A 23,982-nucleotide genomic window follows, 5' to 3' on the forward strand; every position below is an offset into this window, starting at 1 on the left:
CAGGGACTACGTTATGCACGCATCGGGTAACACGCGGCAACGGCCTGGAGACAGCACCTTGAGCGATCCGTACGAGACAACCGAGCAGCACCTCGAGCGACTCCTGCGATGCGCCCTCAACTCCTTCGACCTCTCCGACACCACCATCGACCGCCTCGGCTCGGCTCTGACTCACAGCAGCGCCCTCCACTCGTCCCACCACAGCGCCGTACTGCACCGTGAGACCTACCGGCACAGCTATCTGCTCTCCGACGGCAGCACCCTCACCCTCTGGGAGCTGGTGCACGGAGGCGGCAGGGACGTCCCGTCACCCCGTAGGCACGAGGTGTACGACGACGAGGGCGACGCCCGTCTCGCGGCGGCCCGCCTGTCCGGGAGCCTGTGGGACACCCCCGCACTCGGCGACGACAGCCTGCGGGAGGACCTGGAGGCGCTCACCCTGCTGATGACCGTCCCCCCGGCCCCGCTGCCCCGGATGTACGCCCAGGACAACTCGGCGGACCACGCCCGCCGTGTCCTGCGCCGCGCGGAGAACGGCGACCGCCCGGGAGAGGGCACCGCGCGGCTGCTCCGGGCCGCCTTCGCCCACCACATCACCCAGGTCTTCGGACGGCAGTACCGGGTCGACGGGCGCGATGCCGGTTTCACGCTCTACGAGCACGCCTTCCTCCTGCTGGACGGCACGGAGACGAGCCTCTGGGAGGTCGAGCACACGGCCACACCCGACGGCCGCCACATGTGCGAGGTCTACGACGAGGAGAGCGCCGCCCGGCTGGCGATGGAGAACCGCGCCAGGATCGGCTGAGTCCGACGGGAGGCGCCCCGGAACCGGCCACATGGGAGACCGCCGGTCTCCCATGCGGCCGGTTCCCGACCTGAAGGGGCGGCATGCTGTCGCCCATGACGGACACCCCGGCACGACTGCTGCGTCTGCTCTCGCTCCTTCAGACACCCAGGGAATGGCCCGGCCCCGAGCTGGCCGTGCGCCTGGAGGTCAGCCCGCGCACCGTCCGCAGGGACATCGACCGGCTCAGGGATCTCGGCTATCCCGTCGAGGCGTCACGCGGCTCCGTCGGTGGCTACCGGCTGGTCGCGGGCACCGCCATGCCGCCTCTGCTGCTGGACGACGAGGAGGCCGTGGCCATCGCCGTCGGCCTGCGGGCAGGGGCAGGGCACGCCATCGAGGGCGTGGACGAGGCGTCCGTGCGGGCTCTGGCCAAACTGGAACAGGTGCTGCCGTCGCGCCTGCGGCACCGGGTCTCCGCCCTGCAGCACGCCACCATCGCGCTCACCCGGGGCGACGGCGCGACGATCGACCCGCGGACACTCACGGTGATCGCCTCGGCGGCCACCGCGCGGGAGCGGCTGCGCTTCGGCTACCGCGCGGCGGACGGGGCCGCCTCGAAGCGGCTGACCGAGCCGTACCGGCTGGTGAGCGCGGGCAACCGCTGGTATCTGATCGCCTACGACCTGGACCGCGAGGACTGGCGCACCTTCCGGGTGGACCGGGTCGACGAGCCGTTCGCCACCGGCGCCCGCTTCACCCCGCGCGCGCTCCCCGCCGGGAGCGAGGACGCGGCGGAACTGCTCGGCCGGACGATGTCGGTGGCCCAGCCGTCCTGGGCCGTCGACGTGACGTTCGACGGGCCCGCCGCGGTCGTGGCGGACCGGCTGCCCCCGGAGCTGGGGCCGCTGGAGCCGAGCGGCGAGGACAGCTGCCGGCTGCGCACGCGGACGTCGGGCTCGCTGGAGTGGATCGCCCTGCGGCTCGCCCTGGCGGACTGCACCTTCGCGGCTCATGGACCACTGGAACTCGTGGAGTGCGTCGCCGCCCTCGGCGCTCGTCTCTCCCGCGCCGCACCGGTGATCGAGAAGCTGCCGGAAAAGGGATGAGCCCCGGCGCCGGGGGGGGTGGGCGCCGGGACTCAGTTCAGGGGACCGGCGGGAGACCGGTCGTCGGGCCGGTGCGAACCGGCTTGATGGGGAGATTACGGGTTATCGGCTCATGCCGCAGCATCAAAGCCCGTGTCGTGAGCCATTCGCTTCAATTCGAGCAGTGCGTGCTTCTCGATCTGGCGGATCCGCTCGCGGGTGAGACCGTGCTGCTTGCCCACCTCGGTGAGCGTCCGCTCGCGGCCGTCCTCGATCCCGTAGCGCATCTTGATGATGGAGGCGGTGCGGTTGTCGAGCTTGCCGATCAGGTCCTCGAGCTCCTCGCTGCGCAGCAGCGTCATCACGGACTGCTCGGGCGAGATGGCGGAGGTGTCCTCGAGCAGGTCGCCGAACTGGGTGTCCCCGTCGTCGTCCACCGACATGTTGAGGCTGACCGGGTCACGGGCCCAGTCCAGGACGTTGCCGACCCGCTCGGCATTGGATCCGAGCTCCTCGGCGATCTCCGCGTGCTCCGGGTCGCGCCCGTGCTCGCGGTTGAACTCGCGCTGCACGCGGCGGATCCGGCCGAGCTCCTCCACCAGGTGCACGGGGAGCCGGATCGTGCGCGACTGGTCGGCGATGGAGCGGGTGATGGCCTGCCGGATCCACCAGGTGGCGTACGTCGAGAACTTGAAGCCCTTGGCGTAGTCGAACTTCTCGACCGCGCGCACCAGGCCCGCGTTCCCTTCCTGGATCAGGTCGAGGAGGGGCAGGCCCGCCCTGGGGTAGCGCCTGGCCACGGCAACGACGAGCCGGAGGTTGGAACGGATGAATATGTCCTTGGCGCGCTCACTCTCGGCGAACAGCGCCTCGAGCTCCTCACGCGTCGCTCCGCCTGCGTCGCTCTCCACCTCGCCGTCGAGGATCTGCCGGGCGTAGACGCCCGCCTCGATCGTCTGGGAGAGCTCGACCTCCTTGGCGGCGTCGAGCAGCGGTGTGCGAGCGATCTCGTCCAGGTACATGCCGACCAGGTCGCGATCGGCGATCTCCCCGCCCCCGGCGCGAACACTGCTTGCCCGGTCGGTCCCGCCGGTGCTGGCGGACGAACGACGGGCGACGGCACGGGTTGCCATGCGTGCTCCCTTGCTGAGTAGGTCGCGACACCCTTTCGGGTGCCCTGCATCCGATGGAAACAACGACTGGAATCCGGACAGAATTCCCACGGGGACCATTCACTTTCGAGATCATGCAGTACCCTGTCGCCCCCAACCCGAGGACACATGGTGCAGATACGCACAGAAGTGCAGGTCAGGGCAGGCGTGGAGGCCGATCTCACGGCCCTCACGAACATCTACAACCACTACGTCCGTGAGACCGCCCTCACCTTCGACACGGTCGAGTTCACCCCGGACGAGCGGCTCCCCTGGCTGCTCTCCCACCCGGAAGACGGCCCCCACCGGCTCCTGGTTGCTCCGAACCCGGATACCCGTCACGGCGCGCCGTATGTCCTCGGCTATGCCACCAGCAGCCCCTACCGCCCCAAGGCGGCGTACAGCACCTCCGTCGAGGTGAGCGTGTACTGCGCCCCGGAGGCCACGGGGCGGGGCATCGGCCCGCTTCTCTACGCGGCACTGTTCGAGGCACTGGCGGGCGAGGACATCCACCGCGCCTACGCGGCGATCGCCCAGCCCAACGAGCCCTCGGTCCGCCTCCACGACGCCTTCGGTTTCCGCCATGTGGGCACGTACACGGAGGTGGGCAGGAAGTTCGGCCGCTACTGGGACGTCTCCTGGTACGAGAAGCCGCTCGGGAAGCCTCACGAGTGAAGGCGCACCCGGTGTGAGTGCGCCCCCGTGAGCGTCAGCCGAACTGCACCGAGCGCTTCGCCAGCCCCATCCAGAAGCCGTCGATGACACTGCTCGCCCGATCGAGGTCGCCCTCCGCGGCGCCGAGCGTGACGAACAGCGGGGCGAAGTGCTCGGTGCGCGGGTGCGCGAGCCGGCCCGCCGGCGAGGCGTGCTCGAAGTCCAGCAGGGAGTCGACGTCCTGGGCCAGCAGTGCCCGGTGCCCCCAGTCGTCGAACTCGGCCGACCAGCCGGGAGTGCCGCCGCCGGTGTGCCGCAGCGCGGCCAGGTTGTGGGTGAAGAACCCGCTCCCGACGATCAGGACCCCCTCGTCCCGCAGTGGGGCGAGCTTCCGCCCGATGGCCATCAGCTTCTGCGGGTCGAGGGTCGGCATCGAGATCTGGAGCACGGGGATGTCCGCGGCCGGGAACATCTCGACCAGCGGCACGTACGCCCCGTGGTCCAGGCCCCGGTCCGGGATGTCCTGGACCGGGGTTCCGGCGCCGCGCAGCAGTTTGCGGACGTCGTCCGCCAGCTTCGGGGCACCGGGGGCGGCGTAACTTACCGTGTAGTAATGCTCGGGGAATCCCCAGAAGTCGTAGACCAGCGGGACCACCTCGGTCGCGCCGAGGGCGAGCGGGGCCTCCTCCCAGTGGGCGGAGACCATCAGGATCGCCCTGGGGCGCGGCAGCCCCGCCGACCAGGCGGCCAGCTCGCCGGGCCAGACCGGATCGTCGGCGAGTGGAGGCGCGCCGTGGGAGAGGTAGAGGGCCGGCATACGTTCCGCGGTGGCTGTCATGACACTCCCGTTCCCTGGCCGATCAAGGTATGTGTGTTCCCTACAGGTACCGGGCATCCGCGTGTGCGAGCCCGGGGTCGGGCGGGTGGAGCGAACCCTCGGACCACCCTGCGCAAGTTCTTGAACCTTCAAGGTCCAACATCCCGAGACCTTAGCTCTATCTAGTTCAACTTTCAAGAAAAGGTCGTACAGTGGAGTACATGACCACGGCATCCCCCGGCGGGCCCCGGTGGCTCTCCGACGAAGAGCAGAGCGTGTGGCGCGCCTATCTCCACGCCACCACGCTCATGGAGGACCATCTCGACCGCCAGTTGCAGCGCGACGCGGGCATGCCGCACATCTACTACGGACTGCTGGTCCATCTCTCCCAGGCGCCCCGGCGGCGTATGCGCATGACCCAGCTGGCCAAGGACGCCAAGATCACCCGCTCCCGCCTGTCGCACGCCGTGGCACGGCTGGAGAAGAACGGCTGGGTGCGCCGCGAGGACTGCCCCTCGGACAAGCGCGGCCAGAACGCCGTGCTCACCGACGAGGGCCACGAGATGCTGTCACGGTCCGCGCCCGGACACGTCGAGGCCGTACGCCAGGCGATGTTCGCCCGTCTCACCCCCCAGCAGGTGACGAGCCTCGGCGAGATCATGCAGGTCATCGCCACCGGCCTGCAGCCGGAGGGTACGGACGCGGATCTGCCCTGGCTCCGCTGAGCGGAACCAGGGCAGACGAAGGACGGCCGCGGACGGGGCCGCCGCGAAGTTCACACGCGAAAGGCCCCTGACGCCCGGGTCAGTGTGCGACGACCGGGATCCTGAACTCGTCCTCGGCGCCGTCCGCCGACTCCCCCGCGCCGCCGGACGGGCCGGCGGTACCGGTGCCCGGACGTCCGGTGTTGATCAGCGTCACCGCGATCGCCGAGGCGACGACCAGGATGCCGACGGCCCACCAGATGGCGGCGGCGAAGCCGCTGACCATGGCCTGCAGCTGGAGCAGCTTCGGGTCGCTCGCACCGGCGGCGTGGTCGGCGATGTACGCGGTGGTGGCACCGGCCGCGATGGTGTTGAGCAGCGCCGTACCGATGGCGCCGCCGACCTGCTGCGAGGTGTTCACCATCGCGGAGGCCACACCGGCGTCACGCGGCTCGATGCCGTGCGTGGCCAGGGACATCGCCGGCATGAACGCGGTACCCATGCCCAGGCCGAGCAGCAGCTGCGCCGGCAGGATGACGGCCGCGTAGGAGGTGTCGATGTCCAGCTGGGTCAGCAGGAGCATGCCCACCGCCGCGAGCAGGAAGCCGGGCCCCATCAGCAGCCGCGGCGGGACGCGGGTCATGAGGCGGGCGCCGATCTGGGTCGACCCGGTGATCATGCCCACGATCATCGGCATGAAGGCGAAGCCGGTCCTGACCGGCGTGTAGCCCTTCACGACCTGGAGGTAGTACGTCAGGAAGAGGAAGAGCCCGAACATCGCGATGATGGCGAGGCCCAGCGAGAGGTAGACGCCTCCGCGGTTGCGCTCGGTCAGCACGCGCAGCGGCAGCAGCGGCGACTTCACCCGCGACTCGGTGAGGACGAAGGCGAGCAGCAGCACTCCGGCGGCCACGAACATGCCGATGGTCAGGGCGTCGGACCAGCCGGCCGCCTCCGCGCGGGTGAAGCCGTACACCAGCGAGACGAGGCCCAGCGTGGACAGGATGACGCCGGGGATGTCGAGCGGCGAGCGGTTGCGGCCGCCGGCGGGCTCACGGATGACGAACCAGGCACCCGCGGCGGCGACGATGGCGAACGGGATGTTGACGAAGAAGGTCCAGCGCCAGTTCAGGTACTCGGTCAGGAAGCCGCCCAGGATCAGGCCGACCGCGCCACCGCCACCGGCGATGGCCCCGTAGATACCGAAGGCCTTGGCCCGCTCCTTGGCGTCGGTGAACATCACCGCGAGCAGGGACAGTGCGGCCGGCGCGAGCAGCGCGCCGAAGACGCCCTGCAGGGCACGGGAGCCGAACATCATGGCCTCGCCCTGGGCCGCGCCGCCGAGCGCGGAGGCGGCGGCGAAGCCGAGCAGGCCGACGACGAAGGTCCGCTTGCGGCCCCAGAGGTCGGCGATGCGTCCGCCGAAGAGGAGCAGCCCGCCGAAGGCGAGCGCGTAGGCCGTGATGACCCACTGCTTGTTGCCCTCGGAGATGCCCAGGTCGGTCTGGGCGGAGGGCAGGGCGATGTTCACGATGGTCGCGTCGAGCACGACCATCAGCTGGGCGAGGGCGATGAACGCCAGCGCTTTCCAGCGACTGGGATCAGGGACGGTGCCGGCTGTTTTCGACATGGGGGTAGCCACCTAAGGACGCGAGGAACCACCGGTCCGGCGTACGGGGCACGCGAGGCGAGCCGTACGGGACCGAGGAAGGGCAGGAGGTGCCGGCGGCGCGACCTGTGTCTCAGGTCCGGGCCGGTGCCAGGGACGGTGCGGCCCGTCCGGGGCCGCGGGATCTGCGGTCGGGATGGGACCGCGGGTCAGGTTGCACGGCCCGTGGCGGGCCGGGGATTCGGGTGACGGTTCTCCGGTGCGCGGGCGTCAGTGCCCGCTGCGCAGGACCTCCAAGGTCGCCGCCGATCCGGGGAGCTCGGAGCGGGCCGGGGCTTCCAGGCCGTCCAGGAAGAGCTGCAGATGGCGGTGGGTGAACCGGTCGATGTCCGGGCAGGCGATGCCTGGCAGCGGCCGGGTGAGCTGGGACAGGGCGACGAGCACGTCACCGACGGCGATGTCGGTGCGCAGCCTCCCCGCGGACATGGCGCGCTCCACGAGCCCTTCGACGGCCTCTTCGAGGCGACGGCGCTCGGCGAGCAGTTCGGGGTGGTCCTTGTCGAAACCGCCGGACAGCATCGGGCACAGCGCGCCGATCCGTTCGTCGGCGGCCGCGTGCACGAAGCGGCTCAGCGCGGCGAACGGGTCGGACTCGGCCGCGACGGCCTCCTCCACCCGGTCGGTGGTGCGGGAGGTGACGGCCAGGACGACCTCGTGGACCAGGGCGGCCCGGTCGGGGAAGTTCCGGTAGAGCGTGGCGTTGCCGACTCCGGCGCGCCGCGCGACCTCGTCGAGCGGCACGTCGGGCCCGAACTCGACGAACATCTCGCGCGCCGCCGCCACGATCCGCTCCCTGTTGCGCAGCGCGTCCGCCCGCGGGCGGGGTGTACGGCGCTGCGCGGCGCAGGGTGCGGGGGCGGTTCCGGCGACGGATTCCACTGCCACGGCCCTTCCCTCCGAGTGAGTCTTCCCGGCCTCCGGCGGATCCGGGGACCATGTCCCCGTTTCGTCGGAGACACAGGTTCAAACGGGGAAAGCCTCCCCGGTTATTTCCCGCACCTTTGTGACCTGAGTCACACAATCGTGGGTGCCGGAATTTCCCCCCATCGGCGCACCCGGCAGGCGGTCTCCGGCCACCCGGCAGAGGCTGATCCGCAGAGCGCAGTCAGGACCGGCCGACTGCCGCGGACCGAAGGCGACGCCCATGCAGCAGCCCCGCCACCGGATACGCGGATACCGCCGCCCGCTCGCTCTCGCCGGAGCGACCGCCCTGGTCATCGCCACGATGGCCTCCGCCAGCTCCACCCTCCCCATAGCCAGCCGCGCCTCCGCCGGACCGGTCGCGGCGGCCCCCCGGGGCACCGGCCTGGCACCCTGCCGGATACCCGCGGCCATGGGCGTACAGATGTCGGAGGGGATGCCGACCCCGCCCGGCTACGCCCGCTCGACCGGGCGGATCAGAGCCCTCAACCTGATGATCGACTTCCCCGACGCGAAGGCCACCGAGCCCGCCGCGGACCGGCTGGCCGAGTTCTTCCCGCAGACCTCCGACTGGTTCCGCACCAGCTCCTACGGGCGGCTGACCTACCAGCCCGAGACGCCCGTGAACGACTGGCTGCGGATGCCCCTGCCGTTCTCCGAGTACGGCATCGAACGCGGTTCACCGTACGAACCCGGCTACCGCAAGATGGTCAAGGACCTGGTGGAGGTCGCCGACCCCAAGGTCGACTTCTCGGCGTACGACCTGGTCAACGTGCTGGTCACCCCGAACGCCGGGCCCTCCGCGCTGGACACCGTCCTCTCGGTGACCTTCTCCGGCAACGACGACGCCCCCTTCGCCGACGGCATCCCACTCGCCAACACGTCCTTCGTCTACAGCCGCCAGGACGACGGTTCCGGCTCGTACGCGGAGACCGGCTACCGGGTCCTGCCCCACGAGAACGGCCATGTCTTCGGCCTGCCCGACCTCTACACGATGGAGGGCGGCGGCTCGGTGGGGCACTGGGACATCATGTCCGAGGACTGGGGGGCCAACAACGACCTCCTCGGCTGGCACAAGTGGAAGCTCGGATGGCTGGACGGCGACCAGATCAGCTGCGCCGCCATGCCCGGCACCAGCGAGCACGTCCTCGAACCACTCGCCACGAAGGGCGGCCCGAAACTCGCCTTCGTACCGGTGAGCGCCCAGTCCGGCTACGCCGTGGAGGTGCGGACCGCCGAGGGCAACGACGAGGCGGTCTGCCGCCCCGGCGTCCTCGTCTACAAGGTGAGCTCCGACGTCGACACCGGCCAGGGACCGATCTCCGTCGAGGACAGCACCGAGGACAGCGGCGGCTGCACCCGGCGCCCCAACGTCCACGCCGAGCTCTCGGACGCCACCTTCCAGCCCGGTGAGACCTTCACCGACCGGGCCGACGGGGTACGAATATCCGTGCTCGACAAGGATTCCCAGGGGAACTACCGGGTGCGCATCACCCGGCCGTGAACGCCCGTCCCCTCACCCCCGCCACCCCTCGCGCAACTCCCGCTTGAGGAGCTTCCCCGTGGGGTTCCGCGGGAGAGGCTCCTCGGTCAGCCGCACGTACGCCGGCACCTTGAACGCAGCCAGGCTCCCGCCCACGTGCTCCCGCAGCGCGTCCGGCGTCACGGCCGATCCTGGACGCACCCGGACGACCGCCGCGACCTCCTCGCCCAGCACCGGATGCGGCACGCCGAGCACCGCCGCGTCCTCCACGTCGGGATGCTCGTGCAGGGCCGCCTCCACCTCGACGCAGTAGACGTTCTCGCCGCCGCGGATCACCAGGTCCTTGATCCGGTCGACGACGGTGACCCGCCCGTCCCGGACGACCGCGAGATCCCCCGTACGGAACCAGCCGTTCGTGAACGCCGCCCCGGTCGCGTCCTCGTCGCGCCAGTAGCCGTGCACCAGGGACTGGCCGCGCAGCCACAGCTCGCCCGTCTCGCCGTCCGGCAGCTCCTCCCCCGCCGGTCCCGCGATCCGCACCTCGGTGACCGGTGTCGGCGTGCCCACGGATTCCGGGTGTGCCCGGTAGGCGCCGCCGAAGTTGGCGAGCACCCCGCCACTGGTCTCCGTGAGGCCGTAGCCGTTGCGGGGCTCGACGCGCTCCCCGTACCGGGCGGTGAGCCGGGCGACCAACGAGGGCGGAGCCGCCGCACCACCCGTGTTCAGCCCGCGCAGACCCGCGAGCTCGTCGCCCGCACGGTCGGCGGCGGCGAGCAACTGGAGCGCGGTGGCCGGGACGCCCGCGTAGTGGGTGACCCCGCGCTCCCGGATCAGCCGCAGCGCCTCGTCCGCATCCCACTTCGGCATCAGCACCAGGGTGCCGCCCGCCGACATCGCCGAGTAGAAGCTGGTGAACGCCGCGACATGGAAGAAGGGGAACGTCATCAGGGTGACCGGGACGGGCCCCTGCCCCGGGATGACACCGCGCCCCAAGGCCGACACCGCCGCCTGGTAGCGGGGGTTGAGGGCTGCGCCGGCCTGGGCGAGATGAGTGGCCACGGCGCCCTTGGGGCGTCCGGTGGTGCCCGAGGTGTAGATGATCGTGGCGTCGTCCTCGGGCCGCACCTCCACATCGGGCGGAGCGGCGTACGGGTCGGGCTCCGGCAGATCGGCGTACCGCTCGCCGCCCTCGGGCAGCTCCCCGTCGTGGTGGAAGACGACGAAGCGCGCCCCGGCCTTCCGCCCCCACGCCTCGACCTTGCCGAGCTGCTCCCCGTCGACCAGGAGGACCTTCGGCTCGCAGTCGTCGAGGGCGAACGCGAACTCACCCTCGGTCCACCAGGAGTTGAGTGGTACAGCGATCAGTCCGGCCAGCTGGGCGGCCCAGAAGGCGATCTGCCACTCGGGGTGGTTCCGCATGGCCACGACGGCCCGGTCACCGGGGCGCAGCCCGTACGTCTCGGTGAAGCGTACGGCGAGGGCGGATGCCGCCGCGAAGAACTCCCCGTACGTGCAGACCCGTTCACCGTAGATCAGGAACGGCTGGTCGCCGAAGGCCCAGGTGGTCTCCACGAACTCCCGCAGGGTGCGGGGGCCGTGCGCGTACACGAGCGGCCCGTGCTCGGCGCGTTCGACGGCGAAGGGTGCGCCGGGGGCGGTGAGCGAGGCCTCGACGCGCGCGCGTTCGCTCTCGTCGGGTGCGGCGCCCTGACCGCGCTCGAGATCGGGGGTACGACTGGGTTCGGGCGAATGGCCGGGTTCGGCGTGCGGCACGGGCGGCCTCTCACGTGCGACGGACTGGCTCAGCGACGCGGCGACGCTATGCCCGCACCCGGCGCCCGTCAACCGACCCTCCCCCGGCCGGTCGAACGGGCCGGCCCCGCTCCCACCGCGACGCACGGCAGAGCCGCCGCGACTCACCGGAAGGCCGGGAGGCTCCGCGCCGCCCAGGCGGAGAACGGGGCAGCCGGGCGGCCGAGCACCTTCTCGACGTCCGGACTCACCGCCTGCTCGGCGGGGAGCGGCAGCCCCAGGATGTCGAGCGTTCCGCCGACGACCTCCGCCGGCATGAACTGCGCCATGCGGGCGGACGCCGTCTCACGGGGGCAGGCGCCGGCACAGCCTGGGCACCCGGGAACACAGCGCCTCAGGCGTGCCCGATCACCCCCGTGCTCGACATCGTCTTCAACCGCTGGACGACTCCGATCCTGTGGACCCTCAACGCCTTCGGCCGCCAGCGCTTCGTCGTACTGCAGCGCAACATCGGCACCATCACCCCCAAGGTCCTCACCCAGCGCCTGCGGCAGATGGAACGCGACGGACTGGTGACACGCACCTACCACCCCGGGGTGCCACCGAGGGTCGAGTACGAGATCAGCGACCTCGGCCGCAGCCTGGCCCCGCTCTTCGCCCACCTCACGGAGTGGTCCACCGAGAACCTCCCCCGCGTCGAACAGGCACGGCGCGACTTCGACGCGGCGGAGGAACCGCCCGGCGGGCGGCGAGGCGGCGCGTGCGGTGAGGCGGCGCGTCGTACAGCCGACCGCTCCGGCCATCGGGTCGGCACGCGGAACGCGTTCCGCTCGGTGCTCCCATCCCGAGGAACCCGGGACACCACAGCCGCACCCCGGCACACCCTCGCGCGACGAACCCACCCGCTACACTGATCCCGGTGCACGGCCACAACCGCGCACCGCACTGCTCCTCGGAACCGAGTGCCCGGCTCTACCGGCCCGGACACACCTTTCCGGGGCTCGCCTTCGTAGCTCAGGGGATAGAGCACCGCTCTCCTAAAGCGGGTGTCGCAGGTTCGAATCCTGCCGGGGGCACAAGGGAAAAGGCCCGGACCGATCACGGTCCGGGCCTTCTTGACGGCAGCACCTGACGGCAGTCGTGCCCAGGCGAACCGCGGAGACGATCCGACGCACTCAGGATGACCATCCCGCGAGGAGATCCGTCGGGCCGTACGCAGCGTCGACGCCCGCACAGTCGGTCCCGCTGCGCGAGACAGCGATCACCGGCACGGGAGCCGGCGTGAGCGCGGCGCGGTGTCGGTGCAGCGCCGCGAGATCGTGCCGGTCGAACGGGGAGTTCTCCAGCCACTTCACCGAGCCGACGAACAACAACTCCTTGGCGATCGGGGCGCGGTCCGCTCCCACGATGTCGATCTCCACGTCGTTGGTCCGGGTCCAGTAACCGCCGATGGCGGGGGCGGCGGGAAGGTGCGCGTCGGGCAGCAGCCGTGCCAGCGCCTCACGCACCAGAGGTTCAACAGCCCTGCCACGCCAGCTGGTCCAGCTCTCGCGGATGCGCTCCAGCGTCAGGTCTCCGCGGCCTCGCTCGATCTCCTGCATCGCGGGCCCCAGAAACTTCAGCCAGAAGCGGAGGTAGGGATCTGCGACCCGGTAGCGACGATCCTTGGAAGGCCGCGTGGATACGGGAAGCTCCGCCGCGATCACCCGTTTGTCCAAGAGCATCCCCAGTGACCGCTGTAGCGGGGTCGCCCCGATGCCGCCGGCGGCGCGGGCGATATTGGAGAACGTGCGTTCTCCACTGCCGATCGCCGAGAGGACGGTGCGGGCTTGGACCTGCTGGGGGAACTCCGCGGCCAGCGAGCGCTCCGCCGACACCAGCAAGGCCGATACCGGATCACTGAGCGCCGCGTGCAGGAACTCCCACATCCCGGCGCCGCGCGGCCACTCCGTACAGACCAGGGGCAGCCCACCGGTGATCAAGGTCGCGTCGAAGGCCGAGGCGGCATCGAGGTCGAGCATCGCGCCCACCTCCGCCGGGTTGAGCGGACCCAGCACCATCTCCCGTCCACGCTGGTGGAACGGGCGTCCATAACTGTTCAGCGCCTCCATCATCGACAGGTCGGAGCCGATGAGAACCAGCAGAACCGGCCTCTTCTCGAGCATTCGGTCCCAGGCCCGTTGAAGCATGCCCTCGAAGGCGCCCTCCGCATCCATCAAATAGGGCACCTCGTCCATGACCACCACACTCGCCCGGTCCTGCGGCAGTGCCGCCGCCAGCACATCGAACGCGGCATCCCAACTCGCCGGACGGGCCGCGGACAGCAGATTCGCCAGCGGAAGGCTGGACGACTGCGCATCCCGACCGAGCCGCTCCAGGTCCGCCCCCGGCGACGCCCCTGTGGCGGCGTAGAAGAGGAAGGGCGTACCGGATCTCTCGGCGAACCGCTCCACCAACCGCGACTTACCCACCCGGCGGCGCCCTCGAAGCATCACGCACCGCCCGGGCCGCTCCCCGCCGACCCCGGCCATCACCTTGGCCAGCTCTCGATCCAGCGTCTCGAGCTCGTGTCGCCTGCCCACGAAGTCCGCCATGTCGCCACCTCCTCAGCGTCACCCGATGACACAGATACTAACATCAAGGTTAGTAACCTCAATGTTAGCTTTCGGGTCTCGGGAAATGCCGCCCCATGCTGAAGGCAGCCGGCCCGCATGGGCACAAGTACGCCGTCGACGCCGTTCTGGCGGCTGTGGTCGGGCGGGAAGCCGCGCGAGGAGCTGAGGCAACCGTCTTCACCTCCGACAGCGACGACATGATCAACCCCTCGCGGGACGCTTCGTGCGAGTGAAGAGGGTCTTACGAGACTTCGCCCATACCCCACCCCGTCCGGGGCCGTTGTACTCGCGTGCTTCAGCTCCGTCGGTCACCGACGACCGGGACGCCTCCGCAGCAGCCGGCTCTTGTGGCTCATGGCCTCACGCCGCGTGTCCTGCATGACGTCCGCGCGGCAGTGAGCATCCCCCCGCGAGCCCGTCCGACCAGCACGGCTGACCGGCCGGCACCGGCGCCGCCTCACTCCGTGCCGGCTCGGGTCATCCCCGGCTGGAGGTGGGCGGCCATGGCCGGGTCGCTGATGCCGTCCCGGCCGGTCTCCACGCGGCCGGCGAAGCGGTGCTCGGAGAGCGAGCCGTCGGTGGTGACCGTGAAGTCGTACCAGTCGCCGCTGGTCCACAGCGGCCAGCGCTTGTGCACCTCCCTGCGGGGACCGACGTGCACCGCCCGCGGGCCTGCGAAGCGGTAGGCGTGGGGCTCGACCCGGAGCATGATCCCTCGTGCGCCCGGGTTGCGGACCGTGAGGACGACGGACTTCGCCGCACGGTCGTAGCGGAGTTTCAGGGAGGGCGTGATGGGCGCGTCGGTGCTCCCCGTGAAGGAGCGGAAGAAGCCGCCCGGGCCGTGGACCTCGAGGTCGTAGGCGCCGGAGTCGGCGTCGGCGTCGGTGGGTGTCCACACGTCGGTGAGCTGTTTGCCGGGCTCGACGGTGTAGCGCCGCGGTATCCGGTCGAGGTGGTGCCTGTCGTAGACGTGGAAGACGGCGCCCTTGTCCCCGGTGTTGAGGAATCGGAGCTCCACCGTGCCGGCCTCGCGGTCCACGGAGGCGTCGGTGTGCAGTTCGTAGGGCAGCGCACGCGAATAGCGCGGTCCGGGCTCCTGGAAGAGCGGTTCCGGTACCGCCGGTGCCTTCGGGGCCGGGAGGGTTCGCTGTTCGGCGTCGGAGTCGGCCCAGTTGCTCTGGTCCGGGAGGTCGGGGAAGCGGCGCTCGTTGGGGTGCCTGAAGTCGAAGGCAGAGGTGAGGTCGCCGGAGATCGCCCGGTGCCAGGGACTGATGGTGTCCAGCTCGATGTCGAAGCGCTGTTCCAGGAACATGCCCACCGACGTGTGGTCGAAGACCTCCGAGGAGACCCAGCCGCCCCTGCTCCAGGGGGACACGGCGTAGAGCGGAACCCGTGGGCCGAGCCCCCAGGGCCGTGTGGTTCCGGTCACGGTGTCCTGCGGCTTGAGCCACTTCGCCGGGTCGGCGGAGGCGTCGAAGTACTCGCCGTCCAGGGGGATCGTCGACTTGCCGGCGAGGCTGCCGTCGAGGTTGTACGAGGGGACGGCCGGTGCGGGAACGTGGTCGAAGAGGCCGTCGTTCTCGTCGAAGGTCAGCAGGAAGACGGTCTTGCTCCACACCTCGGGGTTGGCGGTCAGCGCGTCCAGCACGTCCGCCGTGAAGTTGCCGCCGTGCGTCGGGCTGGAGCCGGCTCCGGGGTGCTCGGAGTTCGACGCGGTGGTCAGCACCCAGGAGACCTGCGGGAGCGTGTCGTTGCGTACGTCTTCGCGGAGGCGGTCGAGGAAGTCGGGCCCACCGGTCATGCCGTGCTCGTAGACCGGGGTTCCGGGCCGCGCGGTCCGGAAGCTCTCGAAGGCGAGGCAACCGTGCATCGCGCCGGTCCAGTTGTCGTTCATGTCCTGGTAGATGTGCCAGCTGACACCGGCTCGCTCCAGTACGTCAGGGAGGGTGTCCCAGGTGAACGCGTTGCTCGCGTACGTGTACGTCTGCGGCCAGGCGTCGGGCACCCACTTGCCCTTGATCCAGCTCCGAAGGTTGTTCGGCTCGGACTGGTCGTCCTTGGGGTTGATGCCCTGGCGGCCGAGCTCGGGGTTGAAGTTGGAGCCGGACCAGAACGTGATGCGGTTGGGGTCGGTCCCGGTGGTGACGGAGCAGTGGTACGCGTCGCAGATGGTGAACGCCTCGGCGAGAGCGAACTGGAAGGGGATGTCGTCGCGCCGGTAGTACCCCATGGAGTACTCGGACTTGAACTTCGGCCAGAAGCCGGACTTCCCCTGGTTCCATGCGGCCTGCGCGTCGGAGAAGGAGTGCGGGGTGCTGGGGACGAGAAGCGCGCTGGAGCGCGCCGGGTCGAGGTGGTAGGGCGGGATCTCCCTGGAGCCGTCGGACTGGTACCAGACGGGCTTTCCGCTCTCCAGCGGAACGGGGAAGCGGTCGCCGAAGCCGCGTACTCCTCGCATCGAGCCGAAGTAGTGGTTGAAGCCCCGGTTCTCCTGCATCAGGATCACGACGTGCTCGACGTCCTTGATGGTCCCCGTGCGCACCGCCGCGTCGACGGCGAGCGCGCGGCTGATGGAGGTGGGCAGCGCGGAGGCGGCGGCCGCCGCGCCGAGGGTCGTCGCGGATCTGCGTAGGAAGTCACGTCGGGTGCTGGCGGAACTCATGGCGGCTTCTCTCGCTCGGTGCGGCGGTGAGGACAGGAACTGCCGGGCACAGGGTTCTGCCTGCTGCGGCGACAGCCACCGCACCTTAGGGAGGCGGAAATGACACCTCGTACGTCGGAGACGGAAGACGGCATGAACGGCACCTGGCCGGAAGCGCGGCTCACGGCATTACGGAACCGAAGGAGGCGAAAAGTCGTCGGGCCACTGCCGGCGTCACCGCGCCGGGCTGCGTAGCCGGGTCATCGCGCGGTGCAGGTCGTCGAAGGCCTGTTGCTCGTCGCGCGGGCTGTAGCGGCGGGCGGAGAGTATGCGGTCGCGGGACCTGCGGATCCGGGCGTAGGCGTGGAAACGGGCGAGGACTTCCTCGACCACGCACTCGGGTGGCGTGGACGTGGCATGGGGGTCCGCGCTCTCCGAGGCCGGCATCTCTGCTCCCTGTTCATGTCGAATCGTGGTGCTCGGACGGAGAGTGGGGGACTGGGCCGTGGGTATGGCGCCCGGCCCTTCCCCGACCCGCCGCCCCGCCCCGCTGCTCGCGCCTGACGCGAGCAGCGGGGCGGGGCGGGGAAGCGGGCTCGACTTCCTGGGCGTAACCCGCTCACCGGCCGGCTACGAGCGCCTTGAGGGCGGTGTTCAGTTCGAGGACGTTGACCCGGGGTTCGCCGAGGAAGCCGAGTTGGCGGCCGTCGGTGTGGGCGTCGACGAGCTTGCCGACCTGCGCGACGGGCAGGCCGTTCCGTTCGGCGACGCGGTGCACCTGGATCTCGGCGTACTTCGGGGAGATGTTCGGGTCGAGTCCCGAGCCGGAGGAGGTGACCGCGTCGGCGGGTACGTCGGCGGGGGCGACGGTGTAGCCGTTGACGGAGTTGTCCTTGATGACGGCGGCCTTGGCGTCCTTGACCCACTGGACCAACTCCGCGTCGCCGGCGGCCCGGTTGGTGGCTCCGGAGAGTATGAGCTCGTACTGGGTGTTGACGCTGTTGGTGCCCAGGCCGTTGGCCGGCCGGCCCTGGAACCACTTGAGATCCGGTTCCGGGGTCTCCTGGCCGTCCTTCAGCGGCAGGTTGTACGCCTGGCCGATCAGGGAGGAGCCGACGACCTTGCCGTCGGCGGCCGTGATCTCGGAGCCGTTCGCCCGGTCGGGGAAGAGTCCCTGGCCGATGCCGGTGACGGCGAGGGGGTAGAGGACGCCTGTCACCAGGGTGAGGACGAGCAGGGCGCGCAGGCCGGCGCCGAGCAGTCGGGCGGTGTTGCTCACTGAGTTGTTCATGGCTGTCAGCCGATTCCGGGGATGAGTGAGATGAGCATGTCGATGATCTTGATTCCGACGAAGGGGGCGACCAGCCCGCCGAGGCCGTAGACCGTGAGGTTGCGACGGAGCATCCGGTCGGCGCTCATGGGCCGGTAGCGGACGCCCCTGAGGGCGAGGGGCACCAGTGCCACGATGATCAGCGCGTTGAAGACGACCGCGGAGAGGATCGCGGAGTCCGGGGAGGTCAGGCCCATGATGTTGAGCTTGTCCAGGCCCGGGTACACCGCAGCGAACAGCGCCGGGATGATCGCGAAGTACTTGGCGACGTCGTTGGCGATGGAGAAGGTCGTCAGCGCGCCCCGGGTGATGAGGAGCTGCTTGCCGATCCCGACGATCTCGATGAGCTTGGTCGGGTCGGAGTCGAGGTCGACCATGTTGCCGGCCTCCTTCGCGGCCGACGTGCCGGTGTTCATCGCGACGCCGACGTCCGCCTGGGCGAGAGCGGGCGCGTCGTTGGTGCCGTCGCCGGTCATCGCGACCAGCTTCCCGCCGGCTTGCTCCCGCTTGATCAGCGCCATCTTGTCCTCGGGGGTGGCCTCGGCGAGGAAGTCGTCGACCCCGGCCTCCTCGGCGATGGCCTTGGCCGTCAGCGGGTTGTCGCCCGTGATCATGACGGTGCGGATGCCCATCCTGCGGAGTTCGTCGAATCGTTCCCGCATGCCGTCCTTGACGACGTCCTTCAGGTGGATCACGCCGAGCACGCGGGCGCCATCGGTGTCCTCGACCGCGACGAGCAGCGGGGTGCCGCCCTCCTCGGAGATGCGGTGCGCGGCCTCCTCCGCGCCGGTGTCGACGGTGCCGCCACGCTCCTGGACCCAGGCGATGACGGAACCGGCCGCTCCCTTGCGGACCTTGCGGCCGTCGACGTCCACGCCGGACATGCGGGTCTGCGCGGTGAAGGCGATCCACTCCGCCCCCACGAGCTCGCCCTGGTGGCGCTCGCGCAGGCCGTACCGCTCCTTGGCGAGGACGACGACGGAGCGGCCCTCGGGCGTCTCGTCGGCCAGCGAGGAGAGCTGTGCGGCGTCCGCGACCTCCGCCTCGGTGGTGCCTCGTACCGGTACGAACGCGGCGGCCTGACGGTTGCCGAGCGTGATGGTGCCGGTCTTGTCCAGCAGCAGGGTGGACACGTCACCGGCGGCCTCGACCGCACGGCCCGACATGGCCAGCACGTTGCGCTGCACCAGACGGTCCATGCCGGCGATGCCGATGGCGGAGAGCAGCGCTCCGATCGTCGTCGGGATCAGGCAGACCAGCAGCGCCACCAGTACGACCATGGTCAGGTGCGTGCCGGCGTAGTCCGCGAAGGGCGGCAGGGTGGCGCATGCCAGCAGGAAGACGACGGTGAGTGAGGCGAGGAGGATGTTCAGCGCGATCTCGTTGGGCGTCTTCTGCCGCGCGGCGCCCTCCACCAGGTTGATCATCCGGTCGATGAAGGTCTCGCCGGGCTTGGTGGTGATCCTGACGACGATGCGGTCGGAGAGCACCTTCGTACCGCCGGTGACCGCCGACCGGTCACCGCCCGACTCGCGGATCACGGGCGCGGACTCGCCGGTGATCGCCGACTCGTCCACGGACGCGACGCCCTCGACGACGTCCCCGTCGCCGGGGATGACGTCGCCCGCCTCGCAGACGACCTGGTCCCCGATGCGCAGGTCGGTGCCCGGCACCAGCTCCTCACGGCCGGCGACGACCCGGCGGGCGACGGTGTCGGTCTTCGCCTTGCGCAGGGTGTCGGCCTGCGCCTTGCCGCGGCCCTCGGCCACCGCCTCGGCCAGGTTGGCGAAGATCACGGTGAGCCAGAGCCAGGCGCTGATGGCCCAGCCGAACCAGTCGCCGGGGTCCTTGAAGGCGAACACCGTCGTCAGGACGGATCCGACCAGGACGACGAACATGACGGGTGACTTGACCATCACCCGGGGATCGAGCTTGCGGAAGGCGCCGGGCAGCGACGTGACGAGCTGCGCCGGGTCGAAGAGACCCGCGCCGACCCGTCCTTCCGTGGTGGCGGGGGTGCTGTGCGGCTCCCGCGCCTCGGTGGTGGTGGCCGTGACCCCTGTGGACATCGTGTCCTCGTGCTTCTGCGTGTCGGTGTTCATGCCGCCAACCCCTCGGCGAGCGGTCCCAGCGCGAGCGCCGGGAAGTAGGTGAGACCGGTGATGATCAGGACCGCGCCCACCAGGAGGCCGGTGAAGAGCGGTTTCTCGGTGCGCAGGGTTCCGGCGGTGACCGGTACGGGCTTCTGCCCGGCCAGCGAGCCCGCCAGCGCCAGGACGAACACCATCGGCAGGAATCGTCCGAGCAGCATCGCGAGGCCCAGGGTGGTGTTGAACCACTGGGTGTCGGCGTTCAGTCCGGCGAAGGCGGAGCCGTTGTTGTTCGACGCCGAGGTGTAGGCGTAGAGGATCTCGGAGAAGCCGTGCGCCCCGCTGTTGGTCATCGAGTCGCCCGGGGTGGGCAGGGCCATCGCCGCGGCGGTGAAGGTCAGCACCAGGGCCGGGGTGATCAGGATGTAGCAGGCCGCGAACTTGATCTCCCGGGTCCCGATCTTCCTGCCCAGGTACTCCGGCGTGCGGCCGACCATCAGTCCCGCGATGAACACCGCGATGATCGCCATGATCAGCATGCCGTAGAGGCCGGACCCGACTCCGCCGGGCGCGATCTCGCCGAGCATCATGCCGAGCATGGTGATGCCGCCTCCGAGCCCGGTGAGGGAGGAGTGGAAGGAGTCCACGGCGCCGGTGGAGGTCAGGGTGGTCGACACCGCGAAGATCGACGATCCGCCGATCCCGAAGCGCACCTCCTTGCCCTCCATCGCACCGCCCGCGAGGTCCAGGGCCGTTCCGTGGTGGGAGAACTCGGTCCACATCATCAGGGCGACGAAGCCGACCCAGATGGAGGCCATGGCGGCCAGGATCGCGTAACCCTGGCGGACCGAACCGACCATGAGGCCGAAGGTCCGGGTCAGGGAGAACGGGATCAGCAGGATCAGGAAGATCTCGAAGAGGTTGGTGAAGGGGGTGGGGTTCTCGAAGGGGTGGGCGCTGTTGGCGTTGAAGTAGCCACCGCCGTTGGTGCCCAGCTCCTTGATGGCCTCCTGGGAGGCGACCGCGCCGCCGTTCCACTCCTGGCTGCCGCCCATGAACTGGCCGACCTCGTGGATGCCGGAGAAGTTCTGGATGGCGCCGCAGGCCACCAGGACCACGGCGGAGACCGCCGCGATCGGGACCAGGATGCGGACGACGCCCCGGACCAGGTCGGCCCAGAAGTTGCCCAGTTCACCGTTGCCGGCCCCACCCGCGCCGCGTCGGGAGCGGTGGAGGGAGAACCCGCGTACGAGGGCGATGGCGACGGCCATGCCCACGGCGGCGGAGACGAAGTTCTGGACGGCCAGTCCGGCGGTCTGGACGACGTGCCCCATGGCCTGCTCGCCGTAGTACGACTGCCAGTTGGTGTTCGTCACGAAGGACACGGCCGTGTTGAAGGCCTGGTCGGGGTCGATCGAGGCGAAGCCGAGCGAGCCGGGCAGGACGCCCTGGAGCCGCTGGAGCAGGTGGAGGAAGAGGACACCGGCGAAGGAGAAGGCCAGCACGCCGCGCAGGTAGGCCGGCCAGCGCATGGCCGCTCCGGGGTCTGCGCCGATGGCCTTGTAGATCCACTTCTCGACGCGCCAGTGCGTGTCCGAGGTGTAGACCCTGGCCATGTAGGTGCCGAGGGGTATGTAGGCGAGCGCCAGCGCGGCTGTCAGGGCGAGCAGCTGGAGCACACCGGCAAGGACGGGGCTCATGACGCTCTCAGAACCTCTCCGGGTAGATCAGGGCGAGGACGAGATAGCCCAGCAGGGCGACGGCCACGATCAGGCCGACCACGTTGTCCACGGTCACAGCTTCGTCACTCCCTTGGCGACGAGAGCCACGAACGCGAAGACCGCGATCGTGACGACGACGAAGGCCACGTCGGCCATCACGTGCTCCTAGTGGGATGAGATGCGGGGGAATGAGATGAGATGTGGCGGAAGAGGATCCGACATACAGAGGAAAGCGCCTCCGGGGCTGGATGCCGCCGCCGTTGATGGCTCCCTTACGGCGGCGGGGGCGGCCTTGATGCTTCTTTTACGAGGGGGTTCCGGCGGGGTGGGCCGACGGCGGGCCCGGAGCGCCCCGAGGCCACGGGGCCTCCCGGAGCGTCAGGTGCCTTGAGGACTCCCGCGGCTCCCCGGTGGCCGCCCCACCCGGGAGCCGCCCACGCCGCCGGACGCCGCCCACCGGACGCCGGGCGCCCCCTCGCGGGCCTGGCTCCTCGTCCGCGAGCCGTCAGGGCAGGCGGAAGCGGAGCCGGCAGATCAGGGCGTCGGTCTCGCGCCGCACGGCCCGGGCGACGACCGCTCCGCGCCGGTTCTGCAGCAGCCGGTGCCACCACCGCTCGGGCTCGGTCTCCGGGATGAGCACGGTGATCCGGGTGCCGGGATCGGCTCTCCTCGTCTCGCGGACATAGGCGGCGACGGGGTGCCCGAGGGACCGGCGCTCGGAGGGTACGAGGGCCAGGGCCACGCCTGGGTCCCACCGGGCCCAGGCGCGTTGCAGTTCGTACGAGCGGGCGCGGTCTTCGGTGTCCGGGTGGACGACGTTCACCGCCCGTACCTCGTCGCCGAGGCAGGCCGCGGCGCTCAGCGCCTCGCAGGTGAGCCGGGTCAGGTCCGACACCGGGACGACCACGACGGACCGCGCCCGGCGCGGGGGCTCGGGGACCTCTCCGATGCCGAGGCGCTCCCCGATACGGCCGTAGGCTCGCCGGACGGTCTCGAACGCGACGACGAGCAGGGGCAGGGCGATCACGATGAGCCAGGCCCCGTCCTGGAACTTGGTCGCGGTCACCACGACGGCCGACACCCCGGTGAGCAGGGCGCCCACTCCGTTGAGGAGGGCTCTGCCCCTCCACCCGCGCCCTCGTTCCCCGCGCAGGTGCACGACCATGCCGACCTGGGCGATGGTGAAGCTCACGAAGACCCCGATGGCGAACAGCGGCACGAGGGTGTTGGTGTCGCCGCCCGAGAAGAGCAGCAGCGCGGCGGAGACCGCGGCGAGGGCGAGCACACCGTGCCGGTGGACCTGGCGGTCGGCCTGGAGGGCGAAGACGTGCGGCAGGTGGTTGTCCCTGGCCAGCAGCTTCAGCAGCACGGGCAGCCCGCCGAACGACGTGTTCGCGGAGAGCGCCAGGAGGATCGTCGTCGCGAACTGGACGACGTAGAAAGCCGCGTTGTGACCGAGCGCGGCGTCCGTGAGCTGGGCGAGCACCGTGACGCCCTCGACCGGCTGGAGGTGGAAGCGGGAGATCAGCACGGAGAGGCCGATCAGCATCACGCCGAGCACGGCGCCGAGGGCGACCTCGGCGTGCTGGGCCCGCCTGGCTCGGGGCGTACGGAAGACGGGCACGGCGTTGGCTATCGCCTCCACACCGGTCAGGGCGCTGCATCCGGAGGCGAACGCCTTCAGCAGGAGCGCGCCGACCGTGGTGGCGTCGTCCGCGAGCACGGACGCGTGTCCGTCCGAGGCCGCGGTGCTCACCGGGGCCGACCTGAACAGGCCGACGGCGATCAGCGTGAGGACCGATCCGACGAAGACGACGGTGGGCACGATGAAGAGCCGCGCCGAATCGACGATGCCCCGCAGGTTCACAGCGGTGATCAGGACGAGGACCGCGAGGCAGAGCCGGAGCCGGTCCTCGTGGAGGGCGGGGAAGGCCGATGTCAGCGCGGCGACGCCGGCGGTCACGGCGACGGCCACGTTGAGCACGTAGTCGAGGACCAGCGACGCGGCGGCCACCAGGCCGGTGCGTCGGCCCAGGTGCTTCTTCGCGACGGCGTAGGCGCCGCCACCGTCCGGGAACGCGGCGATGACCTGCCGGTAGGAGGCGACCAGCACGGCCAGCAGCGCCGCGATGGCCAGCGTCACCGGAAGGGTGAAGCCGAGGCCGTGCGCACCGGCGGCGGCCAGCACCAGGACGATGGCCTCCGGGCCGTACGCCACCGAGGCCATGGCGTCCAGGGACAGGGCCGCCAGTCCGGTGACGGCGGTGAGCCGGTGGCGTTCGCCGGTATCGGGCGGTTCCTCGGGCGCGGGCGCCGAATCCGGCTCGCTGGTCAGAACGGTCATGGGACTGGTCTCCTTCTCGGGGGTCGCGACCCGCCCGGGTCCGGCTCCGGGCGGGGATCGGGCCCGGACCGGCGGGGAGGCGCGGGATCCGGGGTGGTCCCAGGCTGCGTGCTCCTCTGCCGCGTCGGGCCTTTCCCTGGCGCGTTCTTCGCGCCCGGACGGCGGACTTTGACGCTCCGCTGACTCACGTCCGGCCAGAACGACGGGCGTCACGGGGC

The 23,982-nt window shown here is 70.5% G+C and carries 19 protein-coding genes, 1 tRNA gene and 2 pseudogenes; 8 read left to right on the forward strand and 14 right to left on the reverse strand.

Annotated features, from left to right (window positions below):
• Positions 1-58: 58 nt before the first annotated feature.
• Both ACGFNN_RS27775 and ACGFNN_RS27780 read left to right on the forward strand, forming a co-directional pair.
• Complete coding sequence (locus ACGFNN_RS27775; protein WP_393559898.1) at positions 59-805, forward strand: DUF6227 family protein; 747 nt, start codon at positions 59-61, stop codon at positions 803-805.
• 95 nt (positions 806-900) lie between these two features.
• Positions 901-1,893, forward strand: a complete 993-nt coding sequence (locus ACGFNN_RS27780) for a helix-turn-helix transcriptional regulator (RefSeq protein WP_393559900.1) — start codon at positions 901-903, stop codon at positions 1,891-1,893.
• A gap of 110 nt (positions 1,894-2,003) precedes the next feature.
• Here ACGFNN_RS27780 and ACGFNN_RS27785 read toward each other — a convergent pair whose 3' ends face one another.
• The gene (locus ACGFNN_RS27785) at positions 2,004-3,005 is read right to left on the reverse strand and encodes a sigma-70 family RNA polymerase sigma factor (RefSeq protein ID WP_362540265.1); all 1,002 of its coding nucleotides are present in this window, start codon (positions 3,003-3,005) and stop codon (positions 2,004-2,006) included.
• Between the two features lie 147 nt (positions 3,006-3,152).
• Here ACGFNN_RS27785 and ACGFNN_RS27790 point away from each other — a divergent pair, with 147 nt between their 5' ends.
• Positions 3,153-3,698 (forward strand): GNAT family N-acetyltransferase, encoded by a 546-nt coding sequence (locus ACGFNN_RS27790; RefSeq protein ID WP_393559902.1) that lies wholly within the window; start codon positions 3,153-3,155, stop codon positions 3,696-3,698.
• A 34-nt stretch (positions 3,699-3,732) separates the two neighbouring features.
• Here ACGFNN_RS27790 and ACGFNN_RS27795 read toward each other — a convergent pair whose 3' ends face one another.
• On the reverse strand, positions 3,733-4,515 hold the full coding sequence (locus tag ACGFNN_RS27795; RefSeq protein ID WP_393559904.1) for a dioxygenase: 783 nt from the start codon (positions 4,513-4,515) through the stop codon (positions 3,733-3,735).
• A gap of 191 nt (positions 4,516-4,706) precedes the next feature.
• Here ACGFNN_RS27795 and ACGFNN_RS27800 point away from each other — a divergent pair, with 191 nt between their 5' ends.
• Positions 4,707-5,219 (forward strand): MarR family transcriptional regulator, encoded by a 513-nt coding sequence (locus ACGFNN_RS27800; protein WP_365520298.1) that lies wholly within the window; start codon positions 4,707-4,709, stop codon positions 5,217-5,219.
• 79 nt (positions 5,220-5,298) lie between these two features.
• Here the strand turns inward: ACGFNN_RS27800 and ACGFNN_RS27805 are convergent, their stop codons facing one another.
• Both ACGFNN_RS27805 and ACGFNN_RS27810 read right to left on the reverse strand, forming a co-directional pair.
• Positions 5,299-6,828, reverse strand: coding sequence for an MFS transporter (locus tag ACGFNN_RS27805; protein WP_393559907.1), 1,530 nt, complete (start codon positions 6,826-6,828; stop codon positions 5,299-5,301).
• A 249-nt stretch (positions 6,829-7,077) separates the two neighbouring features.
• Positions 7,078-7,746, reverse strand: coding sequence for a TetR/AcrR family transcriptional regulator (locus tag ACGFNN_RS27810; protein WP_362540814.1), 669 nt, complete (start codon positions 7,744-7,746; stop codon positions 7,078-7,080).
• A 265-nt stretch (positions 7,747-8,011) separates the two neighbouring features.
• Between ACGFNN_RS27810 and ACGFNN_RS27815 the strand changes: the two genes are divergently transcribed.
• Positions 8,012-9,292 (forward strand): M6 family metalloprotease domain-containing protein, encoded by a 1,281-nt coding sequence (locus ACGFNN_RS27815; RefSeq protein ID WP_393559909.1) that lies wholly within the window; start codon positions 8,012-8,014, stop codon positions 9,290-9,292.
• A gap of 12 nt (positions 9,293-9,304) precedes the next feature.
• On the opposite strand, the gene ACGFNN_RS27820 is transcribed toward ACGFNN_RS27815, so the two are convergent.
• Together ACGFNN_RS27820 and ACGFNN_RS27825 are read right to left on the reverse strand one after the other, a co-directional pair.
• Positions 9,305-11,044 (reverse strand): class I adenylate-forming enzyme family protein, encoded by a 1,740-nt coding sequence (locus ACGFNN_RS27820; protein ID WP_393559911.1) that lies wholly within the window; start codon positions 11,042-11,044, stop codon positions 9,305-9,307.
• Between the two features lie 143 nt (positions 11,045-11,187).
• Positions 11,188-11,373: pseudogene (locus ACGFNN_RS27825) on the reverse strand (NmrA family transcriptional regulator); the annotation flags it as partial.
• Between the two features lie 57 nt (positions 11,374-11,430).
• Between ACGFNN_RS27825 and ACGFNN_RS27830 the strand changes: the two are divergent.
• A pseudogene (locus ACGFNN_RS27830) lies at positions 11,431-11,763 on the forward strand (winged helix-turn-helix transcriptional regulator); the annotation flags it as partial.
• A gap of 263 nt (positions 11,764-12,026) precedes the next feature.
• Positions 12,027-12,099, forward strand: a tRNA-Arg gene (locus ACGFNN_RS27835).
• Positions 12,100-12,198: 99 nt separating this feature from the next.
• Here ACGFNN_RS27835 and ACGFNN_RS27840 read toward each other — a convergent pair.
• The gene (locus ACGFNN_RS27840; RefSeq protein ID WP_393559913.1) at positions 12,199-13,617 is read right to left on the reverse strand and encodes an ATP-binding protein; all 1,419 of its coding nucleotides are present in this window, start codon (positions 13,615-13,617) and stop codon (positions 12,199-12,201) included.
• Positions 13,618-13,712: 95 nt separating this feature from the next.
• Here ACGFNN_RS27840 and ACGFNN_RS27845 point away from each other — a divergent pair, with 95 nt between their 5' ends.
• A complete protein-coding gene (locus tag ACGFNN_RS27845; RefSeq protein ID WP_393559915.1) occupies positions 13,713-13,871 on the forward strand; it encodes a hypothetical protein in 159 nt (52 codons plus the stop codon).
• A gap of 224 nt (positions 13,872-14,095) precedes the next feature.
• Here the strand turns inward: ACGFNN_RS27845 and ACGFNN_RS27850 are convergent, their stop codons facing one another.
• From ACGFNN_RS27850 to ACGFNN_RS27880, 7 genes are all read right to left on the reverse strand, one after another.
• A complete protein-coding gene (locus ACGFNN_RS27850) occupies positions 14,096-16,300 on the reverse strand; it encodes a phosphocholine-specific phospholipase C (protein ID WP_393559917.1) in 2,205 nt (734 codons plus the stop codon).
• A gap of 213 nt (positions 16,301-16,513) precedes the next feature.
• Positions 16,514-16,726 (reverse strand): hypothetical protein, encoded by a 213-nt coding sequence (locus tag ACGFNN_RS27855; protein WP_393559919.1) that lies wholly within the window; start codon positions 16,724-16,726, stop codon positions 16,514-16,516.
• A 172-nt stretch (positions 16,727-16,898) separates the two neighbouring features.
• Positions 16,899-17,570: a potassium-transporting ATPase subunit C gene (locus tag ACGFNN_RS27860; RefSeq protein ID WP_393559921.1), complete on the reverse strand. Its 672-nt coding sequence runs from the start codon at positions 17,568-17,570 to the stop codon at positions 16,899-16,901.
• A gap of 5 nt (positions 17,571-17,575) precedes the next feature.
• The gene (gene kdpB, locus ACGFNN_RS27865; RefSeq protein WP_393559923.1) at positions 17,576-19,711 is read right to left on the reverse strand and encodes a potassium-transporting ATPase subunit KdpB; all 2,136 of its coding nucleotides are present in this window, start codon (positions 19,709-19,711) and stop codon (positions 17,576-17,578) included.
• A complete protein-coding gene (kdpA, locus tag ACGFNN_RS27870; RefSeq protein WP_393559925.1) occupies positions 19,708-21,399 on the reverse strand; it encodes a potassium-transporting ATPase subunit KdpA in 1,692 nt (563 codons plus the stop codon). Before kdpA ends, kdpB begins: the two co-directional genes overlap by 4 nt.
• A gap of 7 nt (positions 21,400-21,406) precedes the next feature.
• Positions 21,407-21,496 (reverse strand): K(+)-transporting ATPase subunit F, encoded by a 90-nt coding sequence (kdpF, locus tag ACGFNN_RS27875; RefSeq protein ID WP_362540215.1) that lies wholly within the window; start codon positions 21,494-21,496, stop codon positions 21,407-21,409.
• A 429-nt stretch (positions 21,497-21,925) separates the two neighbouring features.
• Positions 21,926-23,764 carry an APC family permease gene (locus ACGFNN_RS27880; protein WP_393559927.1) on the reverse strand — a complete coding sequence of 613 codons (1,839 nt, stop codon included), beginning with the start codon at positions 23,762-23,764 and terminating at the stop codon, positions 21,926-21,928.
• Positions 23,765-23,982: the final 218 nt, after the last annotated feature.

This window comes from Streptomyces sp. NPDC048590, assembly GCF_043199535.1.
In the GTDB taxonomy this organism is placed as follows: domain Bacteria; phylum Actinomycetota; class Actinomycetes; order Streptomycetales; family Streptomycetaceae; genus Streptomyces.

Coding starts and splice junctions, on each gene's coding strand:
- ACGFNN_RS27790 (WP_393559902.1), top strand. CDS start 3,153: ATGGTGCAGATACGCACAGAAGTGCAGGTCAGGGCAGGCGTGGAGGCC.
- ACGFNN_RS27815 (WP_393559909.1), top strand. CDS start 8,012: ATGCAGCAGCCCCGCCACCGGATACGCGGATACCGCCGCCCGCTCGCT.
- ACGFNN_RS27845 (WP_393559915.1), top strand. CDS start 13,713: ATGCTGAAGGCAGCCGGCCCGCATGGGCACAAGTACGCCGTCGACGCC.
- ACGFNN_RS27805 (WP_393559907.1), bottom strand. CDS start 6,828: ATGTCGAAAACAGCCGGCACCGTCCCTGATCCCAGTCGCTGGAAAGCG.
- ACGFNN_RS27850 (WP_393559917.1), bottom strand. CDS start 16,300: ATGAGTTCCGCCAGCACCCGACGTGACTTCCTACGCAGATCCGCGACG.
- ACGFNN_RS27855 (WP_393559919.1), bottom strand. CDS start 16,726: ATGCCGGCCTCGGAGAGCGCGGACCCCCATGCCACGTCCACGCCACCC.
- kdpB (WP_393559923.1), bottom strand. CDS start 19,711: ATGAACACCGACACGCAGAAGCACGAGGACACGATGTCCACAGGGGTC.
- ACGFNN_RS27785 (WP_362540265.1), bottom strand. CDS start 3,005: ATGGCAACCCGTGCCGTCGCCCGTCGTTCGTCCGCCAGCACCGGCGGG.
- ACGFNN_RS27780 (WP_393559900.1), top strand. CDS start 901: ATGACGGACACCCCGGCACGACTGCTGCGTCTGCTCTCGCTCCTTCAG.
- ACGFNN_RS27795 (WP_393559904.1), bottom strand. CDS start 4,515: ATGACAGCCACCGCGGAACGTATGCCGGCCCTCTACCTCTCCCACGGC.
- kdpA (WP_393559925.1), bottom strand. CDS start 21,399: ATGAGCCCCGTCCTTGCCGGTGTGCTCCAGCTGCTCGCCCTGACAGCC.
- ACGFNN_RS27840 (WP_393559913.1), bottom strand. CDS start 13,617: ATGGCGGACTTCGTGGGCAGGCGACACGAGCTCGAGACGCTGGATCGA.
- ACGFNN_RS27860 (WP_393559921.1), bottom strand. CDS start 17,570: ATGAACAACTCAGTGAGCAACACCGCCCGACTGCTCGGCGCCGGCCTG.
- ACGFNN_RS27880 (WP_393559927.1), bottom strand. CDS start 23,764: ATGACCGTTCTGACCAGCGAGCCGGATTCGGCGCCCGCGCCCGAGGAA.